Source organism: Micromonospora sp. GCM10011542 (assembly GCF_042650685.1).
Classification (GTDB): Bacteria; Actinomycetota; Actinomycetes; order Mycobacteriales; family Micromonosporaceae; genus Micromonospora.
Window position 1 is genome coordinate 22,737 of the sequence record NZ_JBHSBO010000003.1, and the last position, 21,605, is coordinate 44,341.

General features: G+C 72.6%; 19 protein-coding genes and 1 pseudogene. 14 read left to right on the top strand and 6 right to left on the bottom strand.

Annotated features, from left to right (window positions below):
- Window positions 1–8 precede the first annotated feature (8 nt).
- Complete coding sequence (locus ACFOW4_RS00670) at window positions 9–2,042, bottom strand: glycosyl hydrolase family 28-related protein (protein WP_377523483.1); 2,034 nt, start codon at window positions 2,040–2,042, stop codon at window positions 9–11.
- A 206-nt stretch (window positions 2,043–2,248) separates the two neighbouring features.
- Between ACFOW4_RS00670 and ACFOW4_RS00675 the strand changes: the two genes are divergently transcribed.
- The 5 genes from ACFOW4_RS00675 (at window position 2,249) to ACFOW4_RS00695 (ending at window position 7,227) form a co-directional block, all read left to right on the top strand.
- Window positions 2,249–3,349 (top strand): NYN domain-containing protein, encoded by a 1,101-nt coding sequence (locus ACFOW4_RS00675; RefSeq protein ID WP_377523485.1) that lies wholly within the window; start codon window positions 2,249–2,251, stop codon window positions 3,347–3,349.
- 173 nt (window positions 3,350–3,522) lie between these two features.
- Window positions 3,523–3,741, top strand: a complete 219-nt coding sequence (locus ACFOW4_RS00680) for a hypothetical protein (protein WP_377523486.1) — start codon at window positions 3,523–3,525, stop codon at window positions 3,739–3,741.
- 266 nt (window positions 3,742–4,007) lie between these two features.
- Window positions 4,008–4,166: a hypothetical protein gene (locus ACFOW4_RS00685; RefSeq protein WP_377523489.1), complete on the top strand. Its 159-nt coding sequence runs from the start codon at window positions 4,008–4,010 to the stop codon at window positions 4,164–4,166.
- Window positions 4,167–4,329: 163 nt separating this feature from the next.
- Window positions 4,330–6,765 carry a molybdopterin oxidoreductase family protein gene (locus ACFOW4_RS00690; protein WP_377523490.1) on the top strand — a complete coding sequence of 812 codons (2,436 nt, stop codon included), beginning with the start codon at window positions 4,330–4,332 and terminating at the stop codon, window positions 6,763–6,765.
- Between the two features lie 3 nt (window positions 6,766–6,768).
- The gene (locus tag ACFOW4_RS00695; RefSeq protein ID WP_377523492.1) at window positions 6,769–7,227 is read left to right on the top strand and encodes a hypothetical protein; all 459 of its coding nucleotides are present in this window, start codon (window positions 6,769–6,771) and stop codon (window positions 7,225–7,227) included.
- A 16-nt stretch (window positions 7,228–7,243) separates the two neighbouring features.
- Here ACFOW4_RS00695 and ACFOW4_RS00700 read toward each other — a convergent pair whose 3' ends face one another.
- Entirely contained in the window at window positions 7,244–8,314 is a 1,071-nt protein-coding gene (locus tag ACFOW4_RS00700; RefSeq protein ID WP_377523493.1) for a Gfo/Idh/MocA family oxidoreductase, read from the bottom strand.
- Window positions 8,315–8,717: 403 nt separating this feature from the next.
- Window positions 8,718–9,219 (bottom strand): annotated as a pseudogene (locus ACFOW4_RS00705) (LuxR C-terminal-related transcriptional regulator); the annotation flags it as partial.
- Window positions 9,220–9,423: 204 nt separating this feature from the next.
- On the opposite strand from ACFOW4_RS00705, the gene ACFOW4_RS00710 reads away from it, so the two are divergent.
- The 3 genes from ACFOW4_RS00710 to ACFOW4_RS00720 all read left to right on the top strand — a co-directional run bounded on the left by ACFOW4_RS00710 (window position 9,424) and on the right by ACFOW4_RS00720 (window position 12,358).
- Window positions 9,424–11,052 (top strand): MFS transporter, encoded by a 1,629-nt coding sequence (locus ACFOW4_RS00710; RefSeq protein WP_377523496.1) that lies wholly within the window; start codon window positions 9,424–9,426, stop codon window positions 11,050–11,052.
- Window positions 11,053–11,085: 33 nt separating this feature from the next.
- Window positions 11,086–11,475: a hypothetical protein gene (locus ACFOW4_RS00715; RefSeq protein WP_377523497.1), complete on the top strand. Its 390-nt coding sequence runs from the start codon at window positions 11,086–11,088 to the stop codon at window positions 11,473–11,475.
- A gap of 97 nt (window positions 11,476–11,572) precedes the next feature.
- On the top strand, window positions 11,573–12,358 hold the full coding sequence (locus ACFOW4_RS00720; protein WP_377523499.1) for a TetR/AcrR family transcriptional regulator: 786 nt from the start codon (window positions 11,573–11,575) through the stop codon (window positions 12,356–12,358).
- Window positions 12,359–12,376: 18 nt separating this feature from the next.
- Here ACFOW4_RS00720 and ACFOW4_RS00725 read toward each other — a convergent pair whose 3' ends face one another.
- A complete protein-coding gene (locus ACFOW4_RS00725) occupies window positions 12,377–12,730 on the bottom strand; it encodes a cupin domain-containing protein (protein ID WP_377523500.1) in 354 nt (117 codons plus the stop codon).
- A 53-nt stretch (window positions 12,731–12,783) separates the two neighbouring features.
- The gene (locus ACFOW4_RS00730; protein ID WP_377523502.1) at window positions 12,784–13,641 is read right to left on the bottom strand and encodes a helix-turn-helix domain-containing protein; all 858 of its coding nucleotides are present in this window, start codon (window positions 13,639–13,641) and stop codon (window positions 12,784–12,786) included.
- 134 nt (window positions 13,642–13,775) lie between these two features.
- Between ACFOW4_RS00730 and ACFOW4_RS00735 the strand changes: the two genes are divergently transcribed.
- The 6 genes from ACFOW4_RS00735 (at window position 13,776) to ACFOW4_RS00760 (ending at window position 21,316) form a co-directional block, all read left to right on the top strand.
- The gene (locus ACFOW4_RS00735; RefSeq protein WP_377523504.1) at window positions 13,776–14,711 is read left to right on the top strand and encodes an SDR family NAD(P)-dependent oxidoreductase; all 936 of its coding nucleotides are present in this window, start codon (window positions 13,776–13,778) and stop codon (window positions 14,709–14,711) included.
- Window positions 14,708–15,553, top strand: coding sequence for an NAD(P)-dependent oxidoreductase (locus ACFOW4_RS00740; RefSeq protein ID WP_377523506.1), 846 nt, complete (start codon window positions 14,708–14,710; stop codon window positions 15,551–15,553). Before ACFOW4_RS00735 ends, ACFOW4_RS00740 begins: the two co-directional genes overlap by 4 nt.
- 57 nt (window positions 15,554–15,610) lie before the next feature.
- Window positions 15,611–16,501, top strand: a complete 891-nt coding sequence (locus tag ACFOW4_RS00745; RefSeq protein ID WP_377523508.1) for an alpha/beta fold hydrolase — start codon at window positions 15,611–15,613, stop codon at window positions 16,499–16,501.
- Window positions 16,502–16,506: 5 nt separating this feature from the next.
- On the top strand, window positions 16,507–17,688 hold the full coding sequence (locus ACFOW4_RS00750) for a low temperature requirement protein A (protein WP_377523511.1): 1,182 nt from the start codon (window positions 16,507–16,509) through the stop codon (window positions 17,686–17,688).
- Window positions 17,689–17,770: 82 nt separating this feature from the next.
- Window positions 17,771–19,942 carry a hypothetical protein gene (locus tag ACFOW4_RS00755; protein ID WP_377523512.1) on the top strand — a complete coding sequence of 724 codons (2,172 nt, stop codon included), beginning with the start codon at window positions 17,771–17,773 and terminating at the stop codon, window positions 19,940–19,942.
- Between the two features lie 150 nt (window positions 19,943–20,092).
- Complete coding sequence (locus ACFOW4_RS00760; protein ID WP_377523514.1) at window positions 20,093–21,316, top strand: epoxide hydrolase family protein; 1,224 nt, start codon at window positions 20,093–20,095, stop codon at window positions 21,314–21,316.
- A 79-nt stretch (window positions 21,317–21,395) separates the two neighbouring features.
- Here the strand turns inward: ACFOW4_RS00760 and ACFOW4_RS00765 are convergent, their stop codons facing one another.
- Entirely contained in the window at window positions 21,396–21,584 is a 189-nt protein-coding gene (locus tag ACFOW4_RS00765) for a hypothetical protein (RefSeq protein WP_377523515.1), read from the bottom strand.
- Window positions 21,585–21,605 lie beyond the last annotated feature (21 nt).

Sequence of the window (21,605 nt, forward strand, 5' to 3'; positions counted from 1 at the left end):
CCGCGGGCTCACCACGGCGAGGGCGGCGCGGGCGGCACCACCGGCGGGCGGTCGGCGCAGGTGATGGTGTTCGGCAGCAGCCACGGGGCCAGCCATCCGCCGTCGTTGCCGCCCAGGTCGGTGAGCGCGAACTCGGAGCCGGCAGGGGTGAAGTGGAACGAACCGCAGTTGTTGACGCCCACCGCACCGACGTTGCGGGCGTCCACGTTGGCGAAGGACGCCGAGCCCGCCGTGCGGGCGCTGACCACCGAGGTGCCGGTGCCGTCGACCCGGATATCCGTGAAGCGCACGTTGGTGATCGAGTAGAGGTCCTTCACCGGCCAGTCGCTGACCAGCATGATGGCGTTGTAGGTGCTGTCCAGGTAGGCGTCACCGACCACGTCGATGGTCGCGTCGATGCTGCGGTCCAGGGCGAAGAACCAGATCGCGCCGAGCCCGATGTTCCAGTTCAGCTCGTACGTGCCGGCCCGAGCGGTGGTGTTGCCGGTGATCCGCAGGTGCCCGGTGAACGGCTGGGCGCCGAACCGGGCGCCGACGTGGATGCCGCTGCCCTCGCGGACCGGGTCGGCGATCAGGTTGTTCGAGACGGTGTTGTCCGTGCCGCCGTAGATCGCGATGCCGTTGGCCAGCACCGGCGACTGCACGGTGTTGTGGTCGAAGGTGTTGCGGGCGTTAGCCGTCGTCTCCGACCACATGGCCAGGCCGTCGTCGCCGGTGTTGCGGACGAAGTTCTGGGCGACCAGCGAGTCGGTGACGCCGGTGTGGAAGTTCAGGGCGTCCGCGATCTGGTCGACGATGACGTTGTTGGTGATCCGGACGTTGCGCATCGGCCCGTCGAGCCAGATGCCGACCTTGGTGTGGTGCAGGTGGAGACCGTCGATGGTGGAGTCGTTCAGCGCCCCGCCGATGGCGTTGACCTGGTCGGTGTCGATGCGCTCCCGCACGTCACCCTCGATGGCGAAGCCGGACAGGTGCACGTCGTGGCTGCCGCCGTCCGCGGCGTCCCTGCCGTAGAAGCCGACGCCGGTGTGCACCGAGCCGTCCGGCGCCGGCGTCGGCAGGGTGACCTGCCGGCCCTTGATCGTCGTGTACCAGTTGCCGGCGCCCTCGATCCGCACGTCGTCCACGATGATGTGCCGGTTGACCTGGTAGGTGCCCGGCGGCAGGTAGACGGTCAGGTTGGCACGACGGGCGAAGGCGATGGCCCGCTCCAGCGCGGGGGCGGAGTCGCGCCGGCCGGTGGGGTCTGCGCCGAAGGCCAGCACGTTGGCCGCGACGAGACGGACGTGCGGCGGCGCGACCAGTTCGGAGTCGAGCAGGTCGATGACCGTCCAGGCGGCGGCGCTGCCGGGCGGAGCGGTGAGCCGCACCCGGTCCCCGGCGCGGTAGGTACGGCCGAGCAGCAGGCGCTGCTCGTCGTAGAAGTGGCTGGGCCGGAACGGCGTGCCGATGCTCGGGTACGGGGTGGTGGCCGACGGCACGCACGAGCACTCGGTGATCCACCAGTCCGGGTGCAGCAGCCCGGCCGTGGGGTCGTTGGAGAACGGGTACTGGTTGTAGAGCCACGAGTACTGCGACGTGAGGGTCATGGTGCGCGGATGCCGGCCGTTGACCGTGACGCCGAGCGGCGCCGTGATGCCGCCGCCCTGCGGCGCGTCCGGGATGCTGTAGCGCACCGTGATCGCGTTCGCCGCCCGGGGCAGGACGAACTCCACGTACCGGCCGGGGGTCAGCCGGACGGCCCGGCGGCCGGAGGCCTCCGCCGGCAGGGTGTACGCGGCCCGGTCGGGGCCGATGATCTCGCCGTCGGTGCGGGCGTTCTCCGCCTCCTGCTCGACGAAGTCGACGTCGGCGCCGCGACCGGCGACGAGCTGCGGGTCGAGGGCGGCCCGGGTGACCACCGGTGCCGCGGCGGCGTCGGGGGCGGCGCCCGCCGGGGTGGGCGCGGCGGCCAGCAGGGCGAGGGTGGTCGCGACGGCCACGGTGTACACAACCACCGGCCGGCGGTGGCGTGGCCGCGTCGGCTTCGTGCTCCGGGACATCGGGCTCTCCTCTGGGGTCCGCGGGCGCGTCGTGCCAGCGCTCGGCATCGAGCGTCATGATGCCAGTGTCTGACGTCAGACTGCAAGAGATGAATGGGTCGGTGAAAGCAATCGACGGAACGATGGAAGGAATGGACTCCTCGGTCCGCCACGCTCGGTCCGCGACCTGCCCTCCGCCGACCCGGCCCGGGCGTAGGCTGACCGGCGTGGAGCAAGAAGATCGAATCGCCCTCTTCCTCGACTACGAGAACCTGGCGCTGGGTGCCCGCGACCACCGGGGCGGCCTGGCCTTCGACTTCAAGCCCATCGCCGACGCGCTGGCCGAACGGGGCCGGGTCGTGGTGCGCCGCGCGTACGCCGACTGGTCCTACTTCGACGAGGACCGCCGGATGCTCACCCGCTCGCACGTCGAGCTGATCGAGATTCCGCAACGGATGGGTGCCTCCCGCAAGAACGCGGCCGACATCAAGATGGCGGTGGACGCGGTGGAGTTGGCCTTCGAGCGCGACTACATCTCCACCTTCGTGATCTGCACCGGCGACAGTGACTTCACCCCGCTGGTGCACAAGCTGCGTGAGCTCAACAAGCGGGTCATCGGCGTGGGCGTGGAGAAGTCCACCTCGGCGCTGCTGCCGCCGGCCTGTGACGAGTTCCTCTTCTACGACCGGCTGGAGGGCGTGGACATCCCGCCCACCCGCGCCCGGCGCGGCCGGCCGGCGCGGCCCGCCGGCGTGGAGCAGCGGCCACCGGAGCCGGAGCCCGTGCAGGAGCCGGAGCCGCAGCCGGTGGGGGAGGAGCCGGCGGCCGAGGAGCCGGTCCGCGACGAGGACACCCTCGCCGTGCTGGTGGCCCAGACCGTGGCCGGCCTGCAGGGCAGCTCCAGCGGTGAGGTGACCGCCTCCCGGCTCAAGCGCACCCTGCTGCGCAAGGACCCGACCTTCAGCGAGTCCGACTACGGCTTCCGCACCTTCGGTGAGCTGCTGCGCCACCTCGCCGGCCACAACGTGGTCGAGCTCGCCGAGGGCCCGGCCAAGGGCGACCCCGAGGTCTCGCTCCCCGAGCACGGCGACCGGGAGGTGGCGTTCGGCCTGCTCCACACGGTGGTGCTGGACCTGAGCCGCGGAGGCCAGCCGGTGGCGCTGTCCGGCCTCAAGAACCAACTGCGTCGCGCCCGCCCCGACTTCAGCGAGCAGAAGCTCGGATACCGCAGCTTCCTTCAGTTCTGTAAGGCCGCCGCCACCGGTGGGCTGGTCGACCTGCGGTGGAGCCCCGAGGCCGACGACTACCTGCTGACCGCGCAGGGCTGAGCGAGCGTTCGGGTTCTGAGTCGTCGATCAGCGCCGGCGAGGGTCCGCGAGTGTGGATTCCGGCCCGTTCCACGGCTCGACGGGCGCCCCGTACACCCCGAATGTGGCATTCGTCGCCGTGACCGCCCACCTGCGCCGTACCCCTCGCCGGGGAATTGCTATACGGTCGGCGAATGAAGGTCGAGGAGCACTGGTGGAACGGTGACACGACCGCGCGCGGGCGCCGGGACGTGTACATCCGTACCGACGGACAGGGATGGGAGGTCCGAGCCCAGATTGGCGGGGACTCGGGCCGTTACAAGGTGCAGCAGTGCCCCAGCCGGGCCTCGGCGGCGATTCTCGCCAACGCATGGCGCGGCAGCCACCCGTCCTGGCGGGAACTGACCCGCTGATCCGCCCCCGGGCCGGCTCGGCGGCGCACCGCCGACAACGGCCCGGTGTGACCACGGGCCGGCCCGATCACCTGGCTGTCGACCGCCAGGCAACCGCTCGGCCGTCCGGTGCACCCGGCGTCCGACCGGACGGTCGGCATCTGCCGCCCGCGAACCGTCGCTCATTCTCGGCCTGCCGTGTCGGCGGTCGACCTCCCGGGGACCGGTGTCCCAGCCGCAAGGCGGGGTAACCCGACCGGCAGGTTCCCGTCCGATGGAGGTCGATCATGTCCGCTGGGCCCGACAAGGAGAATCCCCGGATCGACGAGCAGGTGCGCGAGGCCGAGCGCCGGCTGGACCTGCCCGCCGACCGGCCCGAGGACGCCCTGACCGACGAGGAAGCCCTGACGCCGGACACCGAGCCGACCGAGCGGGACGCCCGGTAGCGGACGCGACCCGGACCCGACCGTGACCCGTCGCAGGTGTCGCGGCTCGTCGGTTTGACGAGGCCAGACGGTGGGCACGGGTGACGATCGGAGCGGGCACCGCTGTGACCCGCGAGACCGGACGGAACCGCGGGCCGGGGGGCCGCGGCGGAAGGAGCGTGCCATGGTCGACCGGATCGCCGACCCGTGGGGTCCCCGCACCCCCTACGGCCCCGGAGAACGATGGCCGACGCGGGTGGACCGCTTCCTCGACGGCGGCCGGAGCGAGGCTGACGTGGACCGGTGGGTGCAGTCCGCCTCGGTGCTGCACTCCAACGGCGACGCGCTGGACATCGCGGTGGCCGACGGCCGGATCGTCGGGGTGCGTGGCCGGGCGGTCGACCGGATCAACCGGGGTCGACTCGACCCCAAGGACCTCTACGGCTGGCAGGCCAACAACAGCCCCGACCGGCTGACCCGACCGCTGGTCCGCGAGGGCGGCCGACTGGTGGAGACCGACTGGGACACGGCGATGGACCGGATCGTGACCCGCTCGAAGGAACTGCTCGACGGGCCGGGCGGCTGGGGGCACTTCGGCTTCTACACCAGCGGCCAGCTCTTCCTGGAGGAGTACTACACCCTCGGTGTGATCGGCAAGGCCGGCCTCGGCACCCCGCACATGGACGGCAACACCAGACTGTGCACCGCTACCGCCGCGGCGGCGCTGAAGGCGAGCTTCGGCGCCGACGGGCAGCCCGGGTCGTACACCGACGTGGATCACTGCGACGCGATCGCGCTGTGGGGGCACAACGTCGCCGAGACCCAGACGGTGCTGTGGATGCGGATGCTGGACCGGCGGCGGGGGCCGAACCCGCCGGCGATGCTGGCGGTCGACCCGCGCGCCACCCCGGTGGCCCGGGAGGCGGACCTGCACCTCGCCGTGCGCAACGGCACCAACCTCGCCCTGCTGAACGGCCTGCTCCGCGAGATCATCCACCGGGGCTGGTACGACCAGGGGTACGTCGACGCGCACACCCTCGGTTTCGAGGAGCTGTGCCGGGTGGTCGACGGGTACCCGCCGCGCCGGGTGGCGGAGATCTGCGACGTGCCGGCGGCGGACGTGGAACGGGCCGCCGAACTGCTCGGCACCGCGCAGCGGCTGCTGTCGACGGTGCTGCAGGGTTTCTACCAGTCCAACCAGGCCACCGCCGCGTCCTGCGGGGTGAACAACCTGCACCTCGTGCGGGGGATGATCGGGCGGCCGGGCGCCGGGATCTACCAGATGAACGGCCAGCCCACCGCGCAGAACACCCGGGAGACCGGCGCCGATGGCGACCTGCCCGGGCTGCGGAACTGGGACAACGAGCGGCACATCGCGGAGCTGGCCGAGCTGTGGAACGTCGAGGTCGACACCATCCCGCACTGGGCGCCGCCGACGCACGCCATGCAGATCTTCCGGTACGCCGAGCAGGGCTCCATCAAGCTGCTCTGGATCAGCGCCACGAACCCGGCGGTGTCCCTGCCGAACCTCTCGCGGATCCGGCGCATCCTGGCCCAGCCGGACCTCTTCGTGGTGGCGCAGGACCTGTTCCGGACCGAGACCACCGAGCTGGCCGACGTGGTGCTGCCCGGTGCCACCTGGGGCGAGAAGACCGGCACCTTCACCAGCGTCGACCGCACCGTGCACATCTCCGACAAGGCCGTCGACCCGCCCGGCGAGGCCCGTGCCGACCTGGACATCTTTCTCGACTATGCCCGGCGGATGGACTTCCGCGACCGCGACGGCGCGCCGCTGATCCGCTGGACCACGCCGGAGGAGGTGTTCGAGGCGTGGAAGGAGTGCAGCCGCGGCCGGCCGTGCGACTACACCGGTATCACCTACGACCGGCTGCGCGGTGGCTCCGGCATGCAGTGGCCGTGCAACGACGAACACCCGGACGGCACCGAACGTCTCTACACCGACAGCGTGTTCCACACCGACCCGGACGACTGTGAGACCTACGGGCACGACCTGGCCACCGGCGCCGAGTTCAGCGAGTCGGAGTACCGGGCCCGGGAGCCGGGCGGGCGGGCCTTCCTGCAGGCCGTGGACTACCAGCCCTCGCCCGAGGTGCCCGACGACGAGTACCCGATGCTGCTGACCACCGGACGCACCGTCTACCAGTTCCACACCCGCACCAAGACCGCCCGGGCCCCGCAACTCGACGCCGCCGCTCCCGACGTGTGGGTGGAACTCAACCCCGCCGACGCGCAGCGGCTCGGCATCTCCGAGGGCGACCTGGTCGGCATCGCCTCGGCCCGCGGCGGCATCCAGGCCCGGGCCCGACTCTGCGGCATCCGGCCCGGAGTCGTCTTCCTGCCGTTCCACTACGGCTACTTCGACCAGGACCCGGCCGAGCGCACCCCCCGCGCGGCCAACGAGCTGACCATCACCGCCTGGGACCCGGTCTCCAAGCAACCCCTGTTCAAGGTGGCCGCGGTCGCGGTCGCCAAGATCGCGGACGGCGGAGGCGTACCCGCGCCGGCTCCCATGGTGGGCGGCAGCGCACCGCTGCCCGGTGCCGGGCTACCGGCGACCGTCGGCGGACCGGCCGCCGAGGCGACCAGCGGAACGGAGTGACCCGTGCACCTCGCCCACTACCTCGGCCTGCTGCACCGCGCCCAGATCAACCTGGCCGACGCGTTCCGCCAGGTCGCCGACGCGCATGCCGAGGAACCCGACCTGCACCACCTGTGCGAGCGGCAGGCGCAACGCTGCGACCAGCACGCCGCGCGGCTGCAGCCGTTCGCCGCCCGCTACTCCGAGGACGCCCCGAGCGAACCGGACCGGCTGCACTCCCAGCTCTTCTCCGGCACCCGCACCGGCGGCCTCGGCCTGCTCCGCGACCTGCAGGACCTCTACCTGATGGCCGCGGAGTGCGACATCGCCTGGACCGTCGTCGGTCAGGCCGCCTACGGCGCTCGCGACGAGGAGCTGATCGCCGTGGTGCGCGACTGCGAGGGGGAGACGGCGATGCAGTTGAAGTGGCTGCGTACCCGGATGAAGCAGGCGGCCCCGCAGGCCCTCGTCGTCGCCGAGTGACCCGCGGGGCCAGCGGTCAGGCGGCCGGGCCCGTGGGGACCGGGAGCACCGCACCCTCGACCGCCGAGCGGTGCGCCAGCTCGATCAGCTCGACGGTGGCGACCGCGTCGCGCGGGTCGACCGGCATCGGCGTTCCGTCGCGCAGCGCCGCCGCCACCTGCTGGTAGAAGCTCTGGTACGCGCCCGGCTCGGTGGGCACCGGCCGCAGCTCGCCGTCGACGCCGAGCTGGCCGTACTGCTCGGGGGAGACCTCGCCCCAGCCCGGCGCGTCGGGTCGCCCGCCGGCGTGCAGCGCCGCCTCCTGCACGTCCAGCCCGTACGTCGTGTAGCCGGCGCGGTCGCCGAGCACCCGCAGGCGCGGCCCGAGCTGGGCGGTGATCGCGCTCATCCACAGGTGCGAGCGGACGCCGCCGGTGTGGGTCAACGCCACGAACGCGTCGTCGTCGACCTGCGCGCCCGGGCGCCGACGGTCGACCTCGGCGTAGACGCTGCGCACCGGGCCGAACAGCTGCACCGCCTGGTCGATGAGGTGGGCGCCGAGGTCGAAGAGGGCGCCGCCGGCCTCCTCGGGACTGGCGAGCTCCCGCCAGCCGGGCTTGATGGTCGGACGGAAGCGCTCGAAGCGGGACTCGAAGCGGAGCACCCGCCCCAGCTCGCCCTGCTCGACGAGGCGGCGGGCGGTCAGGAAGTCGCCGTCCCAGCGGCGATTCTGGAACACCGTGAGCGGCACGCCCCGCCGGTCGGCCTCCTCGACCAGCGCCCGACTCTCCGCGCTCGTGGGGGCCAGCGGCTTGTCCACCACCACCGCCAGGCCGGCGGCCACCGCCGCCCGGGCCATCGGCACGTGCTGGCTGTTCGGCGTGGCCACCACGATCAGGTCCAACGCGTCCGACGCCTGCCACAGCTGGTCGGCGTCGTCGACCAGGCGGGCACCCGGGTGGTCCTGGCGTGCCTGCTCCTGGCGCTGCGGGTCGCGGGTCAGGATGGCGTCCAGCCGCAGCCCGGGCGTCGCGGCGATCAGCGGGGCGTGGAACACCCGACCGGCCAGCCCGTAGCCCAGTAGCCCGACCCGCAACGTCTCCGCCATGCCCGTCCTCCGTCTTCCGGTCCGCGCCTCGGTGACGGCGGTACCGCTGGTCGAATCTACGCCCGCCCCGGCGGGCCCGATGGGTGACCGGCGCGACCGTGATCAGCGCGACCGTGACCACCGCGACCGTGACCGGCGCGACGAGACCAACCCACCTACCCACCCACGCCGCCTTTGCTCTGCTTACCTCACCGCACCACTTTGGCAGCGTTGGTGGTGCGTGGAGGTAAGCAGAGCAAAGGCAGCGGTGTGGGTGGGCCCGGGCGCGGCGCGGTGGCTGCGGACCAGGGCGGTCGCCGCCGGGGCGGTCCCGGCTGGCGGTCGTGGTCGGGGCGGTCGTGGTTGGGGCGGTCGTGGTTGGGGCGGTCCCGGCTGGGGCGGTCCCCGGCTGGGGCGGTCACGGTCACGTTCGGTAGGGACCGGGGCCCGGCGGGGCGGCGCGCGGGAAGGTGAGTACCGCGAGCACCGACGGTTGGTGTCGTCGCTGAGGGCAGGTCGAGCTTCAGCAGGATGTTGCCGACGTGCTTGCCGATCGCCGCCTCGGTGACGTGCAGCCGGGCGGCGATCGCCGCGTTGGAGCGGCCCTCGGCCACCAGCGCCAGCACCTCCCGCTCGCGGGGCGAAAGCGCGGCCAGCGGATCGCGCGGGCGGTGCAGCAGGCGGTGCAGCAGCTGCCGCACCACGTCGGGGTCGATGGCCGTGCCGCCGGCGACGACCCGGCGCAGCGTGTCGACGAACTCGGTGACCTCGGCGACCCGGTCCTTGAGCAGGTAGCCCACCCGCCGGCCGTCGCCGCTGTCCAGCAGCGCGGCGGCGTACCCGGTCTGCACGTACTGGCTGAGCACGACGACCGCCAGGTCGGGCCGTTCGGCGGCCCGGTCAGGCCGGTGCCGCGGGTCGGGTCGGCGCCGCCCGTGTCATGCCGCTGACGCTAATCGGGGCGGCCGGGCCGACCCAGCCGTCCAGGGCCACGTCGAAGGTGGGTCCAGCCCTACCTCACGGCCCGGCCCGTCCGTGTTGAGCGCCGAGCATGAACCAGTCGAAAACGGGAAGAAGCCGTCGTCGTGCGCCTCGCGCGCCCGTTCGTTCGCCGCGGTGGCTGGAGAGACATGAGTGCGAAGACCGTCGCCGAGCCACGGTCCTCGGCGTGGGCGCCCCTGCGGACCGCGGTCTACCGCAACCTGTGGCTGGCGCTGCTGGCCGCGAACATCGGCACCTGGATGCAGACGGTCGGCGCGCAGTGGCTGCTGATCGACCACCCCAACGCCTCGACGCTGGTCGCCCTGGTGCAGACCGCCAGCCTGCTGCCGGTGCTGCTGCTCGCGCTACCGGCGGGCGCGCTGGCCGACACCTTCGACCGCCGGCACCTGCTGATCTCGGTACAGCTGTTCCTGGTGGCGGTGGCGGTGGCGCTGACCCTGCTCACCGCGACCGGACGGATGCCACCGGCACTGCTGCTCACCCTCACCTTCGCGTTCGGCGTCGGCCAGGCGCTCACCCTGCCGGCCTGGGCGGCCGTCATCCCGGAGCTGGTGCCGCCGGCGCAACTGCGGTCCGCGTCCGCGCTCGGGTCGATCAGCGTGAACGTGGCGCGGGCGATCGGCCCGGCGGTGGCCGGGGTGCTGATCTCCCGGACCGGCGTGGCCCCGGTCTTCGCCCTCAACGCGGTGGCGTTCGGAATCTTCGCGTACGCGCTGGTGCGCTGGCGGCCCGGCACCGCCCGCGCGGTCGAGGTGCCCGAACGGTTCACCGCCGCGCTGCGCGCCGGCGGCCGGTACGTACGGCACTCGCCGATCGTGCGGCGGCTGCTGCGCCGCGCGCTGGTGTTCGTGGTCCCGGCCAGCGCGATCTGGGCGCTGCTGCCGCTGGTGGCGAGCCGGCGGCTCGGGCTGGGCTCGGGCGGGTACGGCGTGCTGCTGGCCGCGCTCGGGGTGGGCGCCGTCGTGGGTGGGCTGCTGCTGGCCTGGATCCGGGACCGGCTGTCGGCCAACCAGTTCCTGCTGGTCGCCGGGGTGCTGTTCAGCGCGGCGCTGATCGTGGTGGCGACGGTCCGGTCGATGCCCCTGGTGCTGCTGGCCCTGCTGCCGGCGGGGCTGGCCTGGGTGACCGTGCTCGCCAACGTCAACGCGGAGATGCAGCTCTTCCTGCCCGGCTGGGTGCGGGCCCGTGGCCTGGCCGTCTACCAGGTCTTCTTCGCCGGCGGGCAGGCGGTGGGCGCGGTCGTGTGGGGTCTGCTGGCCGACCTGGCCGGCCTGGAGGCCGCCTACCTCACGGCGGCCGCGCTGATGCTGGTCGGCACGGTGACCAGCCAGATCTGGCCGTTGCCGGACCTGCGCGGCGTGAACAAGGAACCGGCGAGTTACTGGCCGCAGTTGCACCTCGCGCACGAGCCGGACCCCCGGGTGGGCCCGGTGCTGGTGACGGTGGAGTACACCGTCGCACCGGAGCGGACGCAGCAGTTTCTGACGGCCATGGACCTGGTGCGCGCCGCCCGGCAGCGCACCGGCGCGATGCGCTGGGGGCTGTTCCGACCCGGCGAGGAGTCCGACCGCTTCGTCGAGGTCTACCTCGTGCCGTCCTGGGACGAGCACCTGCGCCAGCACGGTGGCCGGTTGACCGGCGAGGACCGGCAGGCCGAGGAACGGGCCCGGGAGTTGACCGACGGCCGACCGCAGGTCCGCCACCTCCTGCCGGCCGCGGCCGGTCCGGCGCTTACCGACGACCGCGAGGCGCTCTGATCGACCGCTTCGGGCTTTCCGTGTGCAGACGCGGTGGGCCTGGAGGCCAGCCACGGCAGCGCGCACGTGCACGCGTACGACCGGGTCAAGCAGGCGGTCCGTTCGGAGACCGAGCGGCCGCACGCGCTGCGGCAGGCGATCCTGTCCTGCCGTAGCGGCGGCATCGTCTCGGTGATCGGGGCGTACGGCGGCCTGCTGGACAAGTTCCCCGCCGGCGCCTTCATGAACCGGTCGCTGACCCTGCGTACCGGGCAGTGTCATGTCCACCGCTACATGGCGCCGCTGCTGCGGCACATCGAGCGCGGCGAGCTGGACCCCACCCGGGTGATCACCCACACCCTGCCGCTGGAGGAGGCGCCGCGCGGCTTCGACATCTTCAAGAACAAGCAGGACGACTGCGAGAAGGTGGTGCTGAATCCCTGATCCACCGGACACCCGGTGGCGGGGCCCCGACCCACCACGGTCGGGGCCCCGCCGTCACCTCGTACGGCGTACGGGGCGGGGATAGGATGGCGGCACTATGTCACGTGAGCGCAGGGGCAAGGTCGATCCCGCCCGCAGCCTGGCCCTCCTCTGGCGCACCCGGGAGCCGACCAGCCGCAGCGCGGGGCCCGGGCTCACCGTCGACCGGATCGTCCGTGCTGCCATCGACGTCGCCGACGCGGAGGGCATCGACGCCCTGACCATGCGCCGGGTCGGCGAGGCGCTGGGCGTGGGCACCATGTCGGTCTACACCTACGTGTCGGGCAAGGCCGAGCTGCTCGATGTCATGATCGACACGTTGTACGGCGAGATGAGCCGCCCGCCGGACGTCGCGGGCGGCTGGCGGGGGCGGCTGGAGCAGATCGCCCGGGAGAACCTGGCGCTCTACCGGCGCCACCCCTGGATGCTGCGGGCCGAGACGACCCGGCCGGTGCTCGGCCCCAACCTGCTGGCCAAGTACGACTACGAGCTGACCGCGGTGGCCGGCATCGGGCTCACCGACGTGGAGATGGACGCGGTGCTCACGCTGCTCCTCGGGCACGTCAAGAGCGCGGCCCGCGCCGCGCTCGACGTGGTGAACCTGGAGCGGGAGACCGGCATGACCGACGCTCAGTGGTGGCAGTTGCACGCGCCCTGGCTGGAGAAGTTCATGTCCGCCGGCAGCTTCCCGACGGCCGCCCGGGTGGGCACCGCGGCCGGTCAGGCGCACGGCGCCGCGTACGGGCCGGAGCACGCCTTCGAGTTCGGCCTGCAACGGGTGCTCGACGGCATCTCGGTGGTCGTCGCCGAACGGGCCGCCATCGGGGCGGACCAGCCCGGTTGACCGGGCCTCGTCGCCCGGTCAGTGGTACTGGGTGACCAGCGGCTCGTTCTCGTCGACCAGGTACGTCGAGAGCATCCTCGTGGTGGTGTCGTCGGTGATGTTGCGGGCGTTGTGGATCGTGTGCGGGGGGATCAGGAACGGTTCGCCGGCGTGGATGGTGAGGGTCGGCCGGTCGTCGAACTCCATCGCCACCGTGCCGTGGATGAGGTAGCCGACCTCCTCGCCGGGGTGGCTGTGCCGCCCCGACGCCAGCCCGACCGGGATCTCGAAGAGCGTCTGCACGATCAGCTTTCCCGGCACCGAGGCCGGATGGCGTTGCAGCTCGGTGCGCTTGACGCTGGGCGCCGACGCGTCACCGGGATCCTTCGACATGGCGGCTCCTCCGGGTCTGCGGCACGGGCCGAACTGTCCAGATACGCCCGACTCTAGAGCTGTCCGCCGGGAGTGGCCGGGGAAATCGGCCGGGCGCGACCGGCCAACCGGGCCAGCGCCCGCAGCGAGCGTGCGGAGGTGCTGCCCGGCTCGGCGTGGTAGACGACAAGCGACTGGTTGGTGCCGGCGATGGTCAGCTTCTCGTACCGCAGTTCCAGCTCACCTACCCGCGGATGACGGAACATCCTGATCCCGCCGCCGGCGCGGGCGGTGACGTCGTGCCGGGCCCACAGCCGCCGGAACCGCTCGCTGCCGGTGGACAGTTCCTCGACCAGCTCGGTGAGGCGCGGCTCGTCCACCTCGGCGCCGACCAGCGAGCGCAGGCCGGCCACCGCGTTCGCGGCGACCGCCTCCGAGGCCGGATAGAGCGCCGGCACGCCCGGAACCAGGAAGACCGCGCGGAGCAGGTTCACCCCGACCGCGTAGATCGGCGCCAGCTCGGTCGCCACCGGGTTGGCGAACAGCACGTCCAGGTAGCGGCCGTGCACGAACGCGGGTGTGTCGGTCCACGAGCCGACCAGCTGCCGGATGCCCACCGGCACCCGCTCCGGGCGTCGCGCCGGCCACCGCGCCGGCGCCGGCCGGGCCAGCCGGTGCAGGTGCGCCGCGGCCTCGGCGTCCAGCCGCAGCGCCCGGGCCAGCGCGTCGAGCACCTGAGCCGACGGGTGCCGGTCGCGGCCCTGCTCCAGCCGCAGGTAGTAGTCGGCGCTGATGCCGGCCAGCAGGGCCAGCTCCTCCCGCCGCAGCCCGGGCACCCGGCGTCGCCCGTGTGCGGGCAACCCGACGTCGCCCGGAGCAATCAGCTCGCGCCGGGCACGCAGGTACTCGCCGAGCGGACCGGCCTTGCTCACCCGCCCATCGTAGGAGGCCCCGGCCCGGCCCAGCCTGGTCCTGGCACTACCAGGAAAACCGGGAACCCGGCTACCGGCGGCTGACCGGGTGACAGTGTCTGTCGTAAGCGTGATCGAGAGAGATGGGGCCTGTCATGACAGACCGGATCAAGACCCCGTTCGGTTTCGCCTCGACCGCCGACGAGGTCATCGCCGGGGTCGACCTGACCGGACAGCGGGCCATCGTCACCGGTGGCGCCGGCGGCATCGGCGTCGAGACCGCCCGCAGCCTGGCCCGCGCCGGCGCCGAGGTGGTACTCGCGGTGCGCCGGGTCAGCGCCGGCGAGCAGGCGGCCGCGGACATCGCGGCCAGCATCGGCGCGGACCGGGTCACCGCCCGCGAGCTGGACCTGGCCGACCAGGATTCGGTACGCCGGTTCGTCGCCGGCTGGGACCAGCCGCTGCACATGCTCATCAACAACGCCGGGATCATGGCGCTGCCCGAGCTGGAGCGCACCGCCGAGGGCTGGGAGATGCAGTTCGCCACCAACTTCATGGGGCACTTCGCGCTGACCGTCGGGCTGCACGACGCCCTGGTCGCGGCCGGGCGTGCCCGGGTGGTGTCGGTCAGCTCCAGCGGCAACCTCTTCTCCCCGGTGGTCTTCGACGACCTGCACTTCGCGTTCCGGCCGTACGACCCGCTGCTGGCGTACGGGCAGTCCAAGAGCGCCGAGGCGCTGCTCGCCGTCGAGGTGACGCGCCGCTGGTCCGCTGAGGGCGTCTACTCCAACGCGCTGAACCCGGGCGCGATTGCCACCGGCCTGCAGAAGCACACCGGCGGTCTGAAGTCCCCGAAGGAGATGCACAAGACCCCGCAGCAGGGCGCCGCCACCTCGGTGCTGCTCGCCGCGTCCCCGCTGCTCGACGGCGTGGGCGGCCGGTACTTCGAGGACTGCACCGAGGCGCCGGTGGTCACCGAACGGCCGGCCGACTACGCCGGTGTCGCGGCGTACGCGGTCGACCCGGGCAACGCCGAGCGGCTCTGGACCGTCGCGTCGGACCTGCTCGCCGCCCGGGCGGGTGCCCGATGACCCGGGTCGGTTTCATCGGGCTCGGCGACCAGGGCGCGCCGATGGCCCGCGCGGTCGGTGACAGCGCGCACGACCTGCACGTCTGGGCCCGTCGTCCGGAATCGTTGCAGGCCATCGAGGGGACGCCGTACACCGTCGTGGCGAGCGTCGCGGAACTGGCCGAAGCGGTCGACGTCCTGCTGCTGTGCCTGCGCGACGACGACGACATCCTCGACCTGCTGGACCATCGTCAGCTCCTGGACGGGCTGCGGCCCGGCAGCGTGGTGGTCAACCACGGCACCGGCGACCCCACGCAGAACGTGGCGTTCGGGGAGCGCTTCGCCGCGCACGGCGTGGCGTACCTGGACGCTCCGGTCAGCGGCGGTGGGCCCGGCGCCCGCGCCCGGACGCTGACCACGTTCGTGGGCGGCGACCGGGCGGCCCACGACCGCTGTCAGTCGATCTTCGACACGTTCTCCCGTCTGGTGGTGCACATGGGTCCGGTCGGCACCGGCCAGCTCACCAAGCTGCTGAACAACTCGATGACGATGAGCAACCTCAAGAACGCCGCCGACATGCTGCGCATCGCCGAGAAGCTGGACGTGGACATCCTGGCGCTCATCACGGCGCTCTCGGTGAGCAGCGGGGCCAGCTTCATGCTGGGCGCGCTGAACACCGAGATCACCCCGGATCTGGCGCCGCACCTGCAGTCGCTCATGCGCAAGGACATCGAGCACTTCGCCGACGCGGTCCGCGCGCGCGGGGTCGACCCGAGCGAGCTGCGCGACCGGGGCCTGGCCGGCGCGGACAGCCTGGTCGAGGCCGTCGCCATCGTCGCCGGGCGCCAGGAGCCGTCCCGCTGAACCCGACCGCCGGGCGCCGCCGGGGCGCGGCGACTCCCGGCGCATCGAGGAGGTGTCATGACCCAGCCCGACCCGCTGGCCCCGGGCGACCACACCGTGGTCATCGACGGGGTGCGGCAGAGCTACCACGTGGCCGGCTCCGGGCCGGTCTGCGTGGTCCACCCCGGCGGCCCCGGCTTCTCCTGGGACTACCTGCGGATCCCCGCCGCCGAGGGGCAGCTCACCATGGTCTACGTCCGGCCGATCGGCACCGCCGGCTCCGGCCGGCTGCCGAGCCACCCGCACGGCTACACGCGTGACCGCTACAGCCAGTTCCTCGACGGGCTGCTCGACCACCTCGACCTGCCCCGGGTGCACCTGCTGGGGCACTCGCACGGCGGCTTCGTCACCCAGCACTACGCGCTCCACCATCCGCAGCGGCTGGCCGGCATCATCCTCTACGAGAGCGCGCCGGCCGTCGGCGAGGAGCACTTCGCGGAGGCGATGCGCAACTTCGACGAGTTCGCCCGGCGCAACGCCGACAACCCGCAGCTCGCCGACGTCCTCGCCGCCTGGCAGTCGGTGCCCGGCATCACCGACGACGAGGCGTTCACCAGCGTCGCCCGGCGGCTGTTCCCGGCGTACTTCGCCGACTACTGGGCCCGGCAGGCGGAGTTCGCCCCGGCCCTGGCCAGCGTCGGCGGGGCGTACATCTCCGGGCTCGACGCGGACGCGGCACCGGTCGCCATCGACGACCGGTCGGCGCTCGGGTCGCTGCGCGTCCCGACCCTGGTCGTCGTCGGTCAGCAGGACTTCATCTGTGGGCCGCGGTGGGGCCAGGAGCTGCACGACCTGATTCCGGGCTCCAAACTGGTCGTCCTCCCGGAGAGCGGTCATTTCGGCCACCTGGAGGAGAGCGAGACCTTCACCCGGGTCGTGGTGGATTTCGTGACGTCCCGGCCGGCGTGACGCCGATGTCGGACGGGCTGACCTGGCAGCTACTGCGGCAGCGCGAGCGGCCGATCCGGGCGTCCTTCCTGGAACTCTTCTTCGACCTGGCGTTCATCTTCGCGTTGACCCGGCTGTCCCAGATCCTGCTGGCCGACCTGAGCGGCGTCGAGGCGTTCCGGACACTGCTGCTGTTCGCGGCGATCTGGTGGGTGTGGTTCGTGACCGCCTGGTCGGCGGACTGGTTCGACCCGCGTGCTCCGCTGATCGTGGTCCTGCTGCTCTGGGTGATGTTCGGCGACCTGCTGATGGCCGCGGCGGTGCCCACCGCGTTCACCGAGCACGCCCTGCTCTTCGCCGGCGCCTACGTGGCCATCCACCTCGGCCGGGCGGCACTGCTGATCCCGGCCCTGCGCGGGCACCCGCTGCAGGTGCGCACCGCGCGGGTGGCGATCTGGTTCGCGGTCTCCGGCGTGCTCTGGCTGGTCGGGGCGGCCGTCGCCCCGGCCCGGGAGGCGCTCTGGGCGACCGCGCTGGTGCTGGAGTACGCGCTGGCCCGGCTGGGCTGGCCGACGCCGGGGCTCGGCCGCAGCTCGTGGCCGGACCTGCGGGTGAGCGGCGAGCACCTTTCTGAGCGGTACGAGCAGATCTTCATCATCGCGCTGGGCGAGCTGATCCTGATGTCCGGCGTCGCTTACAGCCAGGGCGGTCTCGACCGGGACCGGACCGTGGCATTCGTCCTGGCGTTCCTCACCGCGGTGGCCCTCGGCCGGCTCTACCTCGTGCCCGCCGGCGCCCGGTTGGGCCGGGCGATCGACGAGGCCGGCCCGCCCGGCAGCAAGCTCGCGCTGCTCGCCGGCTACCTGCACCTGATCATGATCGCCGGGGTCCTGGCCACCTCGATCGCCATGGAACTGGCCATCGCCGAGCCGAGATCGCACGACCCGGCCCGGTTGTTCGTGTCCGCCGCCGGACCGGTGCTGTTCCTGGTCGGCCGCGTGCTGCTCACCGCCGTGGTCCACCACCGCCTGCCCTGGCCCCGGCTGATCGGGGTGCCGGTGCTCGTCGCGGGCGGCTTCGCGAGCGCCGGGCTGCCGTTGCTCGGCGCCAGCTCGGTCACCGTGGGACTGCTGGCGCTGATCATCGTGGCGGACGCGTTCGTCGACCGGCACACGCGCGGGGCGGTTGAGCTCGGGACGGGCGGGTAGTCCTCCCGGGCCAGCCGGGTGGTGGCCAGCGTGCCGCCACCCGCCACGAACTGCTGGCCGCGCCGCGGGGGTGGCAGGGGTGATGTCGCAGGTGTCACCACCGGGCCCCGACCACCCCGGCCCGGACAACGTGGTGCAACTGCGAGTGCACGGCGTATCCGGGGCCGGACCGAAGCAGGTGCTCGAACGCCCGGACGTCCGGCAGGTCGCCGGGGACCGGCGCGCCGGATTCCATCGCCCGGCCCCGGAGACCATCGGCTCGGACGGGACGGTGCTGGAAGCGTACCGGTGGAACGACCTGCCGTCGGGCACCATTGCCCGGACGCTGTCCCTGGTCATCCTGCTGCCGTTCATGCTCGCCAACCTCGCGGTGTGGATGCGCCCCGCCGGCCGGCGGACCGGCCCGGGCGTGACCGTGCTGTGCCGGCTCCTCGCGCTCAACCTCACCCTGCTGTACGTGCTGTCGGTCGCCGGCGTCGCCCTCGACCTGCTCGCCTGGCGGTGTCTGGGCGCGGGACGCTGCTCGGCCTGGGGCGGCTGGGCGGACGGGCTCGACGGATGGTCGGTCGGTCAGCGGCTGGCGGTGCTGGCACTGGTGCCGGTCGCCGCCGTCGTCTTCCTCCGGCTGCTCGGCAGCCGTCGGCGTCGCCCGACCGGCGCCACACCCTGGGCCGTCGAGCCACTGGTGGTACGGCTGCGGGCGATCCACATCGCCGCCGCGCTCGGCACGCTCGACCTCGTGCTGCTCGCAGCGCGTGGTGCCGGCGGCCGGACCCTCACCACGACCGTGCTGCTCGCGCTCACCGTGGCGGTACTGCTCTGCTGCGTCGGCCTGCTCGGCGCCCCGGGGCTGCTGGACCGGGCGGCGACCGCGCCGGCGGCCGACCGGTCCACCCAGGCGGTACGCGCGGTGGCGTACGGGGTGTCGGCGGCCACCCTCGCCGCCCTGGTCCTGGACCGGCGCGGCTGGCCGCAGTCGGCCGGGCTGCCCCGCTACGCCGAGATCGTCGCCTGGACGCACCTCAGCCAGATGACGCTGCTGGTGGTGCTGGGCGGGATGGTGCTGTGGCAGAACGGGCGGCGGGAGCGCCGCTCGGCGCTGCCGCGCGGGTTGGGTGCGGTCGTCATCGCGGCCATCGCGGTCGGCCTGGCCGGCGCGTTCTCCGCCGAACTGGCCTACCGGAGCGCCGAGCTGCTGCACCAGCGCAACGACACCAGCGGGTTGCCGCTGGCGTACCGCTGGACGATCCTGGCCATCTTCGTCCACATCGCGGCGGGGACGGTGGTGTGCGGGGCGATCGTCCTGTTCTCCCGCCCCCGCCGGCGGCGGGCCGCCACGGCGATCGCCGCCCGGGACTTTCCGACCGCGCCGCCCGAGGCCGCCCACCAGGTTCAGCGGGTGGCGAAGGCCATCGCGCGGGCGCGGTTCACCGAATGGCTCGGGCCGCTCTCCGTCGCGTTCGCGGCACTGGCGGTGATCGGCTTGATCGCGGGCGTGCTGGGCCTGACCCGACTCGACCCCGACCAACTGGCGCCGCGACTGTTCGGGATGCCCGCCCGGTACGTCGGCGTCGTGCTCGCGGCCGGCAGCTACCTCATCGCCGGCATCCTGTTCAGCCTGCTGCTGAGCGGGTTGTTCGCGTACCGGACGACGTGGTTCCGCCGCTACGTCGGGGTGCTGTGGGACCTGGGCACGTTCTGGCCGCGGGCCGCCCATCCGTTCGCGCCGCCCAGTTACGCCGACCGGGCGGTACCGGAGTTGGCGGCCCGGATCACCCAACTGACCGAGCGGCACGCCGGTGTGCTGCTCTCCGGGCACAGCCACGGCTCGGTGCTGCTGGCCGTCGCGGTGCTGCGGCTGCCGCCGCGGGTGCGGCGCCGGGTCGCGCTGCTGACCTACGCGTCCCCGCTCGACCGGCTGTACGCCCGGCTGTTCCCGGCCTACCTCGGCACGGACGTGCTACGCCAGGTGGGGGAGCGGGTCGGGTGGCGCTGGCTGAACCTGTGGCGCGACACCGACCCGATCGGCGGTTGGATCTTCGCCGCGCACCGGCCCGGCGACGCGCCCCCGGACCCGGCGGACCCCGCCGCGGGGGTGGACCAGCGGCTGCGGGACCCGGCGGACGTGGTGCCGGCGCCGGGGGAGGACCGCCCGCCACCGCTGCGGGGGCACCGGACGGTCGAGTCCGACCCCGAATACACCGCGGCGGTACGGGAACTCGTCGGGCGGCTCCGGGACGCGCAGCCCCGGTGAGCGATGGTGGGCGTCCGGCTGGTCGTTTCCGAGGCCCGTACACGGGGATGGGCCCAGAGGCGAGAGAGCCGTGGAATCCCGTTCGTCCGGCAGGAGGGCGCAGAGCCCCGCTCTACCTCTGAATCAGCCAAAACGGAGAAGGAGACCCACGTGGCTGTCAAGACCGCAACGCGAGTGGACACGAGCATCCGGCCGTTCAGCATCGAGGTTCCCGAGTCGGAACTCGAGGCGCTGCGCGCTCGTATCGCGGAAACCCGCTGGCCGGAGAAGGAAACCGTCGCCGACCAGTCGCAGGGCGTGCCGCTGGAGACGAGCCAGGCGGCCGCGCGCTACTGGGTGGACGGGTACGACTGGCGCAAGGTCGAGGCGCGGTTGAACGCCCTACCGAATTTCATCACCGAGATCGACGGGCTCGACATCCACTTCATCCACGTCCGGTCGAAACACGAGAACGCGCTGCCGCTCATCGTCACCCACGGTTGGCCGGGCTCGGTCATCGAACAACTGAAGATCGTCGGCCCGCTCACCGACCCGACGGCGCACGGCGCGGACGCGTCGGACGCCTTCCACCTGGTGATCCCGTCGATGCCCGGGTACGGCTTCTCCGGCAAGCCGAGCGAGCCGGGCTGGGGTCCCGAGCGCATCGCACGCGCCTGGACCGAGCTGATGAGGCGCCTGGGCTACGACGGGTTCGTGGCGCAGGGCGGCGACTGGGGCGCACTCATCACGGACGTCATCGGCCTGCAGGCGCCGCCGGAACTGCGCGGCATCCTGACGAACATGCCGGGTACCGTCCCGCCCGAGATCGACACGCTGCTCCAGTCCGACGTCACCGGAGTGGTCAACGCGCTGGACAAGCTGCCGTCCGGTCTCTCCGCGGAGGAGCGGAGGGCGTGCGAGCAGCTCGACTTCTTCTGGAAGCATTCCGCGTACGCCCTCATGATGGGCACGCGTACGGAGACGCTCACCGGTTTCGCGGATTCGCCCATCGCCCTGGCCAGCTACATGATGGACCATGACGCGGCCAGCCTGGAGCTGGTCTGCCAGGCCTTCGCCGGGAATCCGGGCGGCATCACGCGCGACGACATCCTCGACAACATCACGCTCTTCTGGCTGACCAACACGGGAGTCTCCGCGGCTCGCATCTACTGGGAGAACAAGCTCTCCTTCTTCGCCGCCAAGGGCGTCAAGGTCCCGGCCGCGGTGAGCGTGTTCCCCGACGAGCTGTACCAGACCCCGCGAAGCTGGGCGGAGCAGGCGTATCCGAATCTCATCCACTACAACCAGCTCGACCGGGGCGGGCACTTCGCGGCCTGGGAACAACCGCAACTGCTGACCCAGGAGCTTCGCGACGCCTTCCGCTCGCTCCGATAGCCCGGCCACGGTCGGAACCTGACGTCGCCCGGCGAAGCCGAATCGGCTCGTCTCCGAGCCGCCCGGCCCGTCGGGCGCGTCACCGGTCCTCCGGTAGCCGTTCGGACTCCGCCACCACCGCGCGAACCTTGCGCAGCGTGGCGTCGGGGGCGCGAATGGCGGTACGCCACCGCTCCAGCGTGCGGGTGAGCGTCCGGACCGCGAACTGGAGGTGGTTGACCTGGTCGCGCAGAATGCCCAGCTCCGACCGGGCATTCCAACTGCGCATGGCACAGCGGGCCGGTCTCGT